The organism is uncultured Roseibium sp. (assembly GCF_947494555.1).
Taxonomy (GTDB): domain Bacteria; phylum Pseudomonadota; class Alphaproteobacteria; order Rhizobiales; family Stappiaceae; genus Roseibium.
In genome coordinates, this window is sequence record NZ_CANLVF010000006.1 from 302,592 (window position 1) to 314,571 (window position 11,980).

General features: G+C 58.3%; 10 protein-coding genes. 5 read left to right on the plus strand and 5 right to left on the minus strand.

The window, feature by feature from the left end; all coding sequences use genetic code 11:
* Positions 1–3: 3 nt before the first annotated feature.
* Positions 4–807, plus strand: coding sequence for an ABC transporter ATP-binding protein (locus Q0915_RS26385; RefSeq protein WP_299483717.1), 804 nt, complete (start codon positions 4–6; stop codon positions 805–807).
* Here Q0915_RS26385 and Q0915_RS26390 read toward each other — a convergent pair.
* From Q0915_RS26390 to Q0915_RS26410, 5 genes are all read right to left on the minus strand, one after another.
* Positions 804–3,185 (minus strand): HEAT repeat domain-containing protein, encoded by a 2,382-nt coding sequence (locus Q0915_RS26390; protein ID WP_299483718.1) that lies wholly within the window; start codon positions 3,183–3,185, stop codon positions 804–806. The two genes, Q0915_RS26385 and Q0915_RS26390, sit on opposite strands and share 4 nt — an antisense overlap.
* A gap of 91 nt (positions 3,186–3,276) precedes the next feature.
* Positions 3,277–5,952 carry an arsenate reductase (azurin) large subunit gene (locus Q0915_RS26395; protein ID WP_299483719.1) on the minus strand — a complete coding sequence of 892 codons (2,676 nt, stop codon included), beginning with the start codon at positions 5,950–5,952 and terminating at the stop codon, positions 3,277–3,279.
* Positions 5,953–5,963: 11 nt separating this feature from the next.
* Positions 5,964–6,560 (minus strand): arsenate reductase (azurin) small subunit, encoded by a 597-nt coding sequence (locus Q0915_RS26400; RefSeq protein ID WP_299483720.1) that lies wholly within the window; start codon positions 6,558–6,560, stop codon positions 5,964–5,966.
* Positions 6,561–6,571: 11 nt separating this feature from the next.
* On the minus strand, positions 6,572–7,714 hold the full coding sequence (locus Q0915_RS26405) for a cytochrome c peroxidase (RefSeq protein WP_299483721.1): 1,143 nt from the start codon (positions 7,712–7,714) through the stop codon (positions 6,572–6,574).
* 12 nt (positions 7,715–7,726) lie between these two features.
* Positions 7,727–8,800 (minus strand): cytochrome c peroxidase, encoded by a 1,074-nt coding sequence (locus tag Q0915_RS26410; protein ID WP_299483722.1) that lies wholly within the window; start codon positions 8,798–8,800, stop codon positions 7,727–7,729.
* A gap of 281 nt (positions 8,801–9,081) precedes the next feature.
* Here Q0915_RS26410 and Q0915_RS26415 point away from each other — a divergent pair, with 281 nt between their 5' ends.
* From Q0915_RS26415 to moaA, 4 genes are read left to right on the plus strand one after another with little or no spacing between them, the layout of a single operon-like run.
* Complete coding sequence (locus Q0915_RS26415) at positions 9,082–9,861, plus strand: helix-turn-helix domain-containing protein (RefSeq protein ID WP_299483723.1); 780 nt, start codon at positions 9,082–9,084, stop codon at positions 9,859–9,861.
* 12 nt (positions 9,862–9,873) lie between these two features.
* The gene (locus Q0915_RS26420) at positions 9,874–10,440 is read left to right on the plus strand and encodes a DUF2478 domain-containing protein (RefSeq protein ID WP_299483724.1); all 567 of its coding nucleotides are present in this window, start codon (positions 9,874–9,876) and stop codon (positions 10,438–10,440) included.
* Positions 10,437–10,925: a plastocyanin/azurin family copper-binding protein gene (locus Q0915_RS26425; protein ID WP_299483725.1), complete on the plus strand. Its 489-nt coding sequence runs from the start codon at positions 10,437–10,439 to the stop codon at positions 10,923–10,925. Before Q0915_RS26420 ends, Q0915_RS26425 begins: the two co-directional genes overlap by 4 nt.
* On the plus strand, positions 10,922–11,980 hold the full coding sequence (gene moaA, locus Q0915_RS26430; RefSeq protein WP_299483726.1) for a GTP 3',8-cyclase MoaA: 1,059 nt from the start codon (positions 10,922–10,924) through the stop codon (positions 11,978–11,980). The genes Q0915_RS26425 and moaA overlap by 4 nt, the downstream gene beginning before the upstream one ends.

Here is an 11,980-nt window from a genome sequence, read left to right on the forward strand (position 1 = left end):
GCCGTGAGTGACCAAATTTACAAAGTACAGGATCTGAGGGTCTCTTTTCCGGACCTTTCCAAAAAACCTCTGTTCGGTGCGGCCCCTCGTACGCAAGTGCTGAAAGGGCTGACATTCGATGTCGCAAAGGGCGATGTTCTGGGCATTGTTGGAGGTTCGGGCTCGGGTAAGTCAACACTTGGCCGCGCGATGATCCGCCTTCTTGACCCGGACAGCGGATCGATCCGTTTTGAAGAAACCGAAATTGCGCATCTGCGCGAAGACGACCTCCGGCCCTTGCGCAAACACTTTCAGATGATCTTCCAGGACCCAATGTCCTCGCTCAATCCGCGCCGGCAGGTCGGCGGCATCATTGCGGGTCCGCTGCGCCTTCAGGGCTTCGACAACATCAAGGTAAGGGTCGGTGAAGCGCTCGAGATGGTCGGCTTGCCGAAGAGTTTTGAAACACGCTACCCGCATGAACTTTCCGGCGGCCAGCGGCAACGCGTCGGCATTGCACGCGCCATCGCGTTGAAACCGGATTTCATCCTCGCCGACGAGATCGTATCCGGGCTGGATGTGTCCTCGCAGGCCCAGGTTCTCAATCTTCTGGAGCAACTGGTGCGCGAGCTTGGGCTCACCCTTGCCTTTGTCAGCCACGACCTGTCGGTGATCCGGCGCCTGTGCTCGCGCATCCTGGTGCTTCACCACGGCGAGATTGTCGAAAACGCGGCGACTGCGGAGCTTTTCGACAATCCGCAGGCGGCCTATACGCGAACCCTTCTCGACGCGATCCCGCTACCAGACCCGGATCAGGTCTGGGCTTAGCTTTCCGATTGCGAGCGGCCGAGAGCGGACAGGATCTGCAGAGCGATCTGACGGCTCACACCGCCCTCTGAACAGGCCTGATCGAACTTTTCGAGGACCAAGTCGGTGAACACACACGGCCCGACCCGGCCCAACAGCAGCGCAAATTCTGCTGCGAGCGCTCCGCTCTCCTCAAAGGCCGCATCGACAACTGTGTCGATCATGTCCAGATCACCGTTCCGGCAAACGAACCCCAACGCCACGCGCCGCGTCTCCCGGTTTGCCGATTGAAGCAGCGCCGGCAACCGCGCCGGAACCACGTTCCCTTTTTCAAAAGCGCAGAGGGCTGCGGCTCGCGTCGCGCTGTCTTCGTCCTGGAGCGCGCTTTCAAGGACAGGATGCGCGTGATCCGCCGGCGCGTATGACAAAAGATCAAGATAAGCCGCCCGGGCAGGCGGATGGTTCTCCTGCGGCATCTCGGACATTTGAGTCCAATCTGACTGCGCCAGTGAAACACCTTTGTCATACCGGCTCGACAAGGCCGTCAGCGCCGCCGTCCGCAGTTCGTCATCGCGGGCCTGGAGAGCCTCAAGCAGGACGGAGTTGAACGCCGTGTGCGTCAGCTCACCAATGAGTCTGACCGCAATCCTGCGGATATCGATGGCAGTGTTCGGAGCAACGTCAGGCCGCACGCGCTTCTTTTTGAGCGTCGACTGGGCCAGCTCGAGAAACTTGAGGTCCTCATCCGACAGGTCGATTTTTTCTTCCTGAAACTGGGCCTGTTCCTCATCACCCTTAAGGATGGCAGCGAGTGTGCTTTGCGGAAAGGCGACGAGCTCGGCTGTCTCTTCCTGCGCGATGTCGTTCTCTACCGGCTCCTGCTGATCGTCGGTTTCTTCGGCCAATCCTTCAAGCTCATCGGCGACTTCAGGCTTGCGGTAGTCACTCAGCCTGACCGGCTCTTCGGTTTCTTCCGGTGGGACGATGTTGCCTTCGCGGTCCAGAACAATGCGGTTCTTGCTGCCGCCGTCGTCGTCACGAGCGCGCGCGCCGAACTGCTTTTCCTCTTCGTTTTCATTATCCTGGTCTTTGTTCTGTTCGCTGTCTTCAGGTGCCAGGTCACCGCGCGCGGCAAGAAGCAGCATCGCGGCCGCATTGTCGGCGACTGATCCCTCGCCTTCGGAAAGATCAGCAAGCGACGCGAGCGCCGACAATCGAACTGCCTGGCTCTTGGACGTTATCCCGTCCGTGAGCGGTTCCAGCACTTCCGGCCGTGCGAAATTCGCGAGTGTCGACAAAACCGCACGCTGGATCTCAGGTTTGGAATTGTGTTTTTGAATGTCAAGAAGCAGGTCAAGTGTGTCTTCATGTTCGCTTCGGCCCAACACGGTCACGAGCGCACAGACGATTTCCACCGCCTCGCTTCTCACTGCCGACCGCAGGTGGGAGACCAGCTTGGCGATCCGGCTGGCGTTCAACCGCTCCCCGTCAAGGCGTGTGACGGCCGCGAGCCGAACCGACTTGTCCTCGTCGGCAAGAGCGAGACCGATCAGGTCATCTGTCCCGATCGTCGGAGATTTTGCCGCTGCAAAAGCCCTTATCTTCGCGGATGCGTCATCAATCATCTGCTGGTTATTCAGCTCCGCTCCCCGTTCCAGCAGAGTCTCAAGGGCTGCCAGCCTGACATCTTCCTGTGCGTCTCGCGCCAGGGCTTCCAACGCCTTCACGGCCATGGCGTCTTCAGACCTGCCCAGGGCCCGGGCGGCGCGTTCCCTTTGCCTTACATCCGGGCTTTGACCCGCATCTATAAGTGCCATCAGTCCCGGGCGACCGAGCCCGGCGAACGCCTCCAGAACCTCACGCCAGAGGTCCTGACCGAATTCATCATGTGCCGCTGACAGAAGTTCTTCGACCGCCTCTTCGATACCAAGCCGGCCTATGGTTCTCACAACTTCCTTCTGGACGTCCAGCCAGTCGTCCCAGTCGGCGACATCGTCTTCCCAGGCGATAGTGTCTTCACACCTGTCCAGGACCAGCTTGCGCAACAAGGGCGCTGCAAGATCACGGTCTTCCAGGCAAAGCCCGCGCAACGCCTCGACCTTCGCCTCACTAACGGGGTCGTTCTCAAGGCTCCACAGGAAGTCCTTGCCGAGCCCTTTTTCTCCCAGTCTCACCAGGGCCTGCAAGGCGTCGACGCGAACATCGGGATCGTCATTACGCAATGCCTCCCGGAGCGCTTCACGCGCTGAAGCCAGCGACCAGTTGCCGATCGCTTTGATCGCCAGACATTGCTCGGCGGGACTGCCCGATCCTGCAATTTTCAGCAAGTTTTCCTGGATGTCGTGGTCCAGCGTGATCGTGTCGCTAACGTCTGGAACTGCTGAATATTCTAGGGTCATGTCTGAAGAACCTGTTCCGATTTCCTGCCGTAAAATTTAAGGCGGGAACATTCATCCCCGCCTTGATCTTGATCAGTATTTCCACTCGCCCTTACGCAATGTCGCGGCGGGCAAAGGACATGGAACGGTAACTGGTCTTATAGGGAGACGTGCCGATCTTGCGGATCCGTCCGACACCCATTTTGTAGTTGTAGTTACCGCTGATCCAGTCGACCACGCGTCCGGACAGAGCGTTCGCGGGCTGCGCCGTATGCAGGAAGTCCATATAGAGGAGCCCCTTCTTCACGGCGGGTGTCACGATGGCAACTGCCGTGATTGCGGCTTCTGTCAGCTCGATATGCCCGTGCTCCATCAGCTTGGTGAACTGGAAGTCGTCGCCTTCCACGCCGATGATCGTATCCTTCTGGACCGGGATCCGGTCGGAATAGAGCATGACATAGTCACCGTTCTCGATACCCCTGGCGGCGGCGTCATCCGGATGGATTTCAACCCAGTTTTCCGGCCAGCGCTGAACGATATAGGGACGGCGGCGGTCGTCGTAACCGGACTGCCAGCGTTCATTGATGCGGCCCGAAGTGACCCACAACTCGTCGTCTTTCGGCTTCAGCCATGCCCAGTAGTCGGAGAACAGATCCCACGGCGACTTCTGGATGTTGCATTTGCCGGTCTGCGAGTTGAAGTGCGTCAACTTCTTGCCGAGGCGGTTGGCACCGGACGGCCCGTCTGCGGGCAATTCACGCTGCGTGTCATGCAGACGCTTGGTGCCGACCAGCGTTCCGTCGTCCTGCAACAGGACCGGACCCTGAATACCGTTGGTACCGAATTCGGCCAGCTTCTCGTGCAACGTCTTGCCTTCGCGCTGTGCGACGACCTTGACGTTGAAGAAGTCCTTGCGGCTTCCTCTTGAGAAACGAGCGCCTTCCTCGAGCACCTCGTTGGAGTTTTTCCAGTCGAAGCCCTTGTAGCCCATGGCTGTAGCCAACTTGGCAATGATCCACCAGTCCGGTTTTGCTTCGCCGGGTGCATCGTAGAACTTCGGATAGAGCCGGATGCGGCGCTCCCCGTTGGCGCGGGTGAAGGTATCCTCGCCCCAGCCTGCAGCCGGGAAGACGATATCGGCGTAACGGGCCCCGATCGGATCGACCAGGTAGATGTCCTGGTTGACAACGACCATGCCGCCGCTGTCGACGCGCCGTTTCAGCGTATCGATGATTTCCTGCTTGTCGAACGAGCGGATCTGATGCGGATTTTGCACGGTCAGCTCGTTGAACTTGGCCGCAAGTGACTGCGATCCGCACATGGACTGGATCCAGGTGTTGCCGATCACGTGCGCAAAGCGGGTGTGACCGGACATCAGATAGCGGTCGGTGTCCATCGCACGGCGGCGGCGGCCCGGCAGCTTCTCAGGCGACTTGTTGCGCGGGTATTTGCCGCCGCGCAGGCCGCCCCTCTGGTGTCCTCCGGCACGGCCGATGACCTGACCCGGACGCCCACCGGCACCGACGATGATGCCGAGTGCGGAAATCGCCTGGGTGTTGCCGGTGTTGTTCGACCAATAAAAGCCCTTCTCGATCATGACCGACGTTTTCGGACGCGAGCCGTCTTCTTTCGGTTTGGCCATCCATTCGGCGGCCGTAAAGATCTTCTGAACATCGATCTGGGCGATCTCGGCAGCCGTTTCGGGAACAAACTCGTCCTGAGACAGGAGCCATTCCTTCCAGTCCTCGAAGCCGGCCGTCTGGAACTTGCCCCAGGTGGTCCGCCACTGCCAGGGCGTGTTACGCGTACCCTGACCGAAGCCTGAGGAACTTTCCCACTTGTTGTTGACCCATTTCTGGATCCAGTCGCTGTCTTCCCAGCCGTTTTCAACAATGACCCTGGCAATCGCATTGACGACCAGAAGATCGGTGCCGGGCTGGATATCCAGCCACATGCCGCCGTTCTTTTCAGCATAGGCAATGCCGCCGGTTTTGCGCGGCACCATGAAGATCGCTTTCTGTCCGTTTTGAATGCCAGGCATCATCCAGTCCGTGAACAGGATCGTCTTGGTTTCATAAGGATCAGTGCCGCAAACGAGCAGTGTTTCGGCGTCGCGCCAGTCTTCATAGGATGGGCCGAAATTGTCGAAGCCCGCATCCCGGAAACCGGGGGTCGATGTCACGTCGGACGGCGTGTCATGGAAAGTGAAGTTGGCCGTGTTGACGCTGTTCAAGGCATATTTCGTGATGGCGTAGGTGTTTTCCATATAGCCATACGAGAATGTCTTGACGCAGTAGGCATTCTCGCCGTGCGCCTTGATCACGTGCTTGCCGACCTCCGCCGCGATTTCCATCGCGAAGTCCCATGTAACCGGCATCAGGACGCCGAACATGCGGATCATCGGAGACTTCAGGCGGTCCCGCGTCGGGGTCTGAGGATTGTAGACCTTCTGTGCCAGTGCACCGCCGCGAATGGATGAGTTGCCGAGCAGATTGACGTGTTCGGTGTCCTTGTCGGGGATGATGATAACGTGATGCGGCTCGCCGTCATGCAGAACCACATTGTATTGGTTCGGCGCGACCCAGGGGCCGAGCGGATCGACCGGGAAGTCGACACCGAAGGCGTTTTCGTCCGCCTTCTCGCCACCGACTTTGCCGCCCTTAACGGGCCAGCGGTAGATCTTGTAGCCGCAGGCGACAATGCAGTAGTCGCAGGCGGTCGAGATCACATCCGCATCAACCGGCGGCAGCGGGATATTCGTCTCAGGGATATAATAGGGTGTGGACATGATCGCTCTCCTCAGCCCTTGAGATTGTCGTAGCGGCCATAGATCAGGCCGAACATGCCAACGGCGTAGATGTCATCTCCGTCGACTTCCAAGAGCACTTGTGGAAGGCTTTGGTAGGCTTGTCCGGAAATGAAGATGCCATGGCGAGTCAGATCGAACGTGGTCAGGTGCAGCGGGCATGGCCCAAGCACTTTGTCCTCGGATTTGTAGGTGCCCTGAAGCGGGCCGCCCTGGTGGGTACAGGTGTAGTTGAACGCAACAACGTCCTTGTCCGGACCGATGCCGCCCCCAGCCTCGCGACCCAGCTTGACCAGCATGGATTCCGCATAAGCGCCTTCGTCGGGATAGGTGAAGTCGAGTGGTTCGTCTTCCTTGAGCTCGGAAAGTTTGCCGATCAGCTTGCGTTCATAGGTCGAAACGACCGCAGGAACCTGGGCGGATGCCGGGCCCGCCTTCAGAGCAACCATGACCGTAAAGGTCGTGATGCCTGAAGTCAGCAGGAACTGGCGCCGGTTCATCAGGCAGCGCTTCCCCGTCTTGGCGACGTCCTTGGGGCCGTTGATGGCTTCGATCAGGGCCGGATCGATCGGGGTTTGATGTTTCGTCATAATCCGTCTCCTTAATTCGAAGCCGCCGGAAGAACGTCATAGTCGGGGAGTTCCGGCTCCTCCATCACGATGCGTTCGCCCGAGAGGCTTTCCAGGAAGGCCACGAGATCGGCCTTTTCGGCATCATCCAGCCCCAGCGGCTTGATGAGTTCGCTTTTGGTCTCGGCGAACTGGTTCTCGCCGCCACCCTGGTTGTAGAACTCGACCACGTCTTCAAGGGTCTCGATCATGCCGTTGTGCATGTAAGGCGCCGTGTATTTGGTGTAGCGCAGCGACGGCACGCGGAACTTGCCGAGGTGGTTCTTGTCCTTGGCGCGGAAGTAAGCGCCCGGATCGTCCTTGTAGGTGCGGTACATCTCTTCCGTGGAGCCTTTTGCATAAAGCTCGTAGCGGAATGTGATCTGGGCGAGTTCGTCGTCTTCCCAGCCGTCGTAGGCCGGGACGCCAAGATTGTAGTATTTCTGGTTGCTCAGAAGCGCGCCGCTGTGGCACTGCGAGCACCCTGCCTTGCCGGTGAAGAGATCCAGACCGCGTTTTTGCGCATCGTCCAGAGCCGCATCGTCACCGCGCATATAGTTGTCGAAAGGCGTATCGGTTTGAACGAGCGTGCGTTCAAAGGCAGCGATTGCCATCCATGCATGGCTCAGGCGCGGATACTCGGTTCCGAAGACATCCTTGAATCGCTCGCGATATTCGGGAATGAACGCGAGACGGGCTTCCATCATGTCTGCTTCACCGTTGCCGGCGACCGCACCCGAGGCGGCTGATTTGGCCTGCGCTTCAAGTGACTTGGATGAGCCCGCCCAGAACAGGTTGCCGTAGTAGGCCGAGTTGATGATCGTCTGGGAGTTCCGCCAGTGGACCGTTCCCGGATAGCCGAGCGAAATCTTGTCCGGGAAATCCCAGCCGGCATCGGGCAGGTGGCAGGCTGAACATGGCATGGCACCGTTCCCGGACAGGCGCGGATCGAAGAACAGCATCTTGCCGAGCTCGATCTTTTCCGGCGTTTGCGGGTTGTCGGCCGGGATCGACGGGTCGCCAAGCGGCGCAAGTTCTGAAGGCCGGTCGGCAGCAATGGCTCCGGTGGCAATGGCAAGCACGGAAGCGCCTGCAAGTGCCCATGCGGAGACGGTTTTCTTCATGGCTTTTGACATGATCCTGTCTCCTCAGTTGGTCGCATTTTTCCAGTCGGGAACGACTTCGTAACCGTAGTCATCCTGTTCCCAGACGTAGGCGGGTTGGTTGTAGCTGTCGCCGGAAAGCGATTTCAGGAACTCAACAAGGTCGGCTTTCTCGCCCCGGGTCAGCTCCAGAGGTTTCAGGCGCGGATCCTTGTTGGGATCGTCACCGCCGCCCTGATTGTAGAATTCGACAACATCTTCCAGCGTCGCCAGCATGCCGTTGTGCATGTAGGGCGCCGTGTATGTCAGCTCGCGCAAGGTCGGCGTCATGAACGTGCGCTTGGAGCTTTCCTTGTGATCGCGGACATAGGCACCAAGGTCTTCGCGCTGGTTCATGTAGTTTTCGACGCCCATGAACTTCGCGTAGGCGACATAAGTCTGATGCCGCAACGGATCGGCCCATATGTCCGGATTGTTGGGCACGCCAATGTTGTGCGGCAGGTCGTCGGTGAACCGATCACCCGAGTGACAGGCGGTGCAGCCGGCCTTGCCCTTGAAATTCACGTAACCACGTTTTGCAGCTTCGCTCATTTCGCCGGTGTCGAACGGTGCTCCGGCGGAGGCGATCGATTTCAGGAATTCCTGGAGCGCTGAACGCGCACCGCCGTTGGAAGGTTCGCCCTTGCCTGCGGCCTTGAACATCTCGACATAAACCGGATCCTGCTTCAGACGCTCCTGCATCATCCGCATGTCCATGTTCATGATGTAGTCTTCCGTGATCATTTCACGGGAGACGTCATTCAAGTTGGTTCCGAGGCGACCATCATGCAGCCATGCGGCGCGCTGGCCGACATTGGAAAGGGTTGGTGTGTTCCGGAAACCCTCAGACCCGCTGTAGGCGGCCGACAGGGCTTGTCCGTCGGTAAAGGCGAGATCCGGCTGATGGCAGGACGAACAGGATAGATTGGTGTCACCGGACAGGCGCGCATCGTAGAAGAGACGCTTGCCGAGTTCGGCCAGCTCGGGATTGACCTCCATCGGCGTCACAGGACCCTGGTCGGCGGACCAGGCTGCCGTGGTGGCTAATAGCAGAGCTGCAAGACTTGCAGTAAGGCGCATAGGACCCTCCGTGGTGGAGGGGAGTATTAGGAAGCGCTCAGCCCTTTATCGGATGATCGCGGAACTCCCCCATCACGGCGAGTATTCACTTGTTAAAATCAACATCATTGATTGCAATCAGTCGGCTGTATTTTTGAGTAATCCTACGTAGGGACGAGTAAGGTTTAATTATGTTCAAAAGTTCGAAAGTATAAAACTATCAAACGTTTGTGTTGTTTGATTTTGCTCAATTGGAGATGTCTTGACTGACCCTATAGTTCGCGCAACTTTGGGGGACACATATGCGAACCATGAACGGACTGTCAGTTGACGCTTGCGGCGAGGATCAAGTCGCCGGCAATCTATGCAGCCTGGAACACAGCTGCGGTTTTCATTCGCAAAACTGCATCTGCGCGACGCTCCGCTCTACTTTCGGAATGGATCTTCCAAAAGGTGCGCACCGGTTCGCGCTTGCGACCGGACAGGAAATCGAACCCGATACGCTTCCCAATTCTCCGGTGATCGGCGTGTTGACCGGAGCCGTTGGCATCGTTGCCCATCTCAGCGACGGCAGACGCACCATAACGGGGCTCTTTTTGCCTGGTGACTACATCAATCTCGCCTCTTTGAAACGCCAGTTCGACGGAACGATCACCGCACTCGCGCCAAGCGCTGTCCAAGTGATGGAGCATCTGGTTTTCGAAAAGGTGCTGGACCGTTCAAACTCGGCAAGAGAGCACTTCATCGATCAAACAAACAACTTCCTGTTTCGGCTTCTCGACCACAGCAACGACCTGGCCAAGAAGACGCCGGTCGAACGAATTGCGGCATTTATCTTCGAGCTCAAGAACCGGATGCTTCCGCGCAAGGATAATCAATTCAACGCGATTTCCATACCGTTCGGACGTCGCGATATCGCCGACTATCTCGGCCTCCAGCCGGAGACGGTAAGCCGATGTTTCACCACGCTGACCCATGAAGGGGTCATCAGTCTTCCTGAGGCGGATCTCATCACGATTGAAGATGTCCGCCGTCTGCGCCTGATCGCCAATGGAGGCCGGCCGCGCAAACGCGGAAACTGAAGAGGACAGCAAATGACCCAGGTAAAACCTCTCGCCGCAATCAGATACAGCCAGGGCGTGGATGTGGACCCGGCATTCGATACGTTTGTCGACAAGCTGCGAAAGCTTGGCCTGAGGCCCGCAGGCTTCCTGCAACGACAGGAGCCGGACGGTCCCGGCTGTTGTCCGATTTCACATCTGGAGGATCTGGTCAGCGGCACGAATATACGGATAACCCAACCGCTCGGGTCGGGGTCGACCGGATGCAGGCTTGATCCGGGTGCCCTTGCGAATGCTGCAGAGTGCGTCACGCGGCAGCTCGATGACCGGCCCGATCTGCTTATCCTGAACCGTTTCGGGCGGGGCGAAGCCGAAGGCCGGGGTTTCCGCCCGGCGATCGAGCGCGCGGTGGACCTTGGAATACCCGTGCTGACGGCGGTCAAGGACCGTTACATGCCCGCCTGGCAGGAGTTCAGCGTCGATTTGGCAGAAGAATTGGCCGCCGATCCGCAACACATGCTCGCCTGGTTGCTTCCGCAGCTGCGGCGGGTCCCAGATCTCTTGATGGCACTAGATGTGCTGCGTGGCCCAACTCAATGAGCGTGTTCCCAGTCAAAGTGGCGACATCCGTCTTGGTATCAATGCTGCTTTTCGGAACAGCATTCGCGCAAACCTGCGTTCCGAATGAAGACATCGACCAGATTACCGATCCGGCTGCGGAAACCGTTCTGGACATGTTCAGGTTCGAACCGGATTTCGTCGCGCTCCCACTCGGTGGACGCGTTACGTTCAACAACTCGCGTGGGCAGCACACCGTGCACAGCATGAAGGGGCTTATCCCCGAAGGCGTTGAAGCCATATCCATCGCAAACACGGCTTCTGAAACGCGAACGATGGATGTCCCGGGGCTCTATGTGCTCTCCTGCAAGGTTCATGGCCGCTACGGCATGGTGATGCTGATCGCTGTCGGAGAACGGGAGGCCTGGAAAAACCCGCCCGGCAGCTGGACGAAAAAGATGCCGGGCCGAGCGGGTGAAAAACTCGATCTTCTCTTGAAGAAACTCGACGGGACGATTCCAAGATGACGTTCGAATCGAAACACAAGACCCATGATGACCACTGCATTAAAGATCCTGAGCAGCACACACAGCTTCTCAAGGACCAGTTCGGCAGGACCGCAACCTATCTGCGCCTCTCTGTGACGGATCGGTGCGACCTGCGCTGTACATACTGCATGGCGGAGAACATGACTTTCCTGCCGCGCAAGGATCTGTTGTCGCTGGAGGAACTTTACCGGCTGACAACGATCTTCATGGAGCATGGCGTGCGTAAGATCCGCCTGACCGGTGGTGAACCGCTGGTTCGAAAAAACGTTATGAGCCTCTTTGAGAACCTGTCCCGGCACCTTGCAAATGGCGACCTGGACGAAGTAACCCTCACGACGAATGGCTCGCTCCTGTCGCGCTACGCGCGTGATCTTGCCCGTTTTGGCGTCAAGCGTGTGAATGTCTCGCTCGACACTCTGGACGGTGACCGTTATCGGGCCATCACCCGTTGGGGCTCTATTGACCGCGTCTTCGCGGGGCTCGACGCAGCAAGCGACGCCGCGCTGCATGTCAAACTCAACGCCGTTGCTCAAAAAGGCGCTTTCGAAAAAGAGCTGAACGACCTGATCAGATTCGCTCACGGCCGGGGAATGGACCTCACGCTTATCGAGGAAATGCCGCTTGGCGGTGCCGCGTCCTGCAGGCATGCGAGCTTCCTTTCACTCGCCGACTTGCGTCACAGACTGGAACAAGAATGGTCGCTTGAGCCTCTTTCCATGACTACAGGCGGCCCTGCGAAATATGTCCGGGTCTCGGAGACCGGTGGTCGCCTGGGTTTCATCACGCCAATGTCCTGCGATTTTTGTTCCGACTGCAACAGGATCAGGCTGAGCTGCACAGGTGAACTTTTCACCTGCATGGGACAGGAAGGCGGGCTGTCGCTGCGCGACGCCCTCCGGCAGTCGGATGGCAATGAAATCATCGCCCAGCTCGTCCGCCAAAAGGTTTTCGAAAAACCCTCCGGACACGATTTCCTGATTGAAGACCGCCACGTTCGCGGCATTGCCCGCGCCATGTCGACACTTGGCGGCTAA

What these genes read in the sequence shown, in the direction of transcription:
- Q0915_RS26390 (WP_299483718.1), bottom strand. Translation starts at nt 3,185, where the DNA reads ATGACCCTAGAATATTCAGCAGTTCCAGACGTTAGCGACACGATCACG.
- Q0915_RS26395 (WP_299483719.1), bottom strand. Translation starts at nt 5,952, where the DNA reads ATGTCCACACCCTATTATATCCCTGAGACGAATATCCCGCTGCCGCCG.
- Q0915_RS26400 (WP_299483720.1), bottom strand. Translation starts at nt 6,560, where the DNA reads ATGACGAAACATCAAACCCCGATCGATCCGGCCCTGATCGAAGCCATC.
- Q0915_RS26405 (WP_299483721.1), bottom strand. Translation starts at nt 7,714, where the DNA reads ATGTCAAAAGCCATGAAGAAAACCGTCTCCGCATGGGCACTTGCAGGC.
- Q0915_RS26410 (WP_299483722.1), bottom strand. Translation starts at nt 8,800, where the DNA reads ATGCGCCTTACTGCAAGTCTTGCAGCTCTGCTATTAGCCACCACGGCA.
- Q0915_RS26415 (WP_299483723.1), top strand. Translation starts at nt 9,082, where the DNA reads ATGCGAACCATGAACGGACTGTCAGTTGACGCTTGCGGCGAGGATCAA.
- Q0915_RS26420 (WP_299483724.1), top strand. Translation starts at nt 9,874, where the DNA reads ATGACCCAGGTAAAACCTCTCGCCGCAATCAGATACAGCCAGGGCGTG.
- Q0915_RS26425 (WP_299483725.1), top strand. Translation starts at nt 10,437, where the DNA reads ATGAGCGTGTTCCCAGTCAAAGTGGCGACATCCGTCTTGGTATCAATG.
- moaA (WP_299483726.1), top strand. Translation starts at nt 10,922, where the DNA reads ATGACGTTCGAATCGAAACACAAGACCCATGATGACCACTGCATTAAA.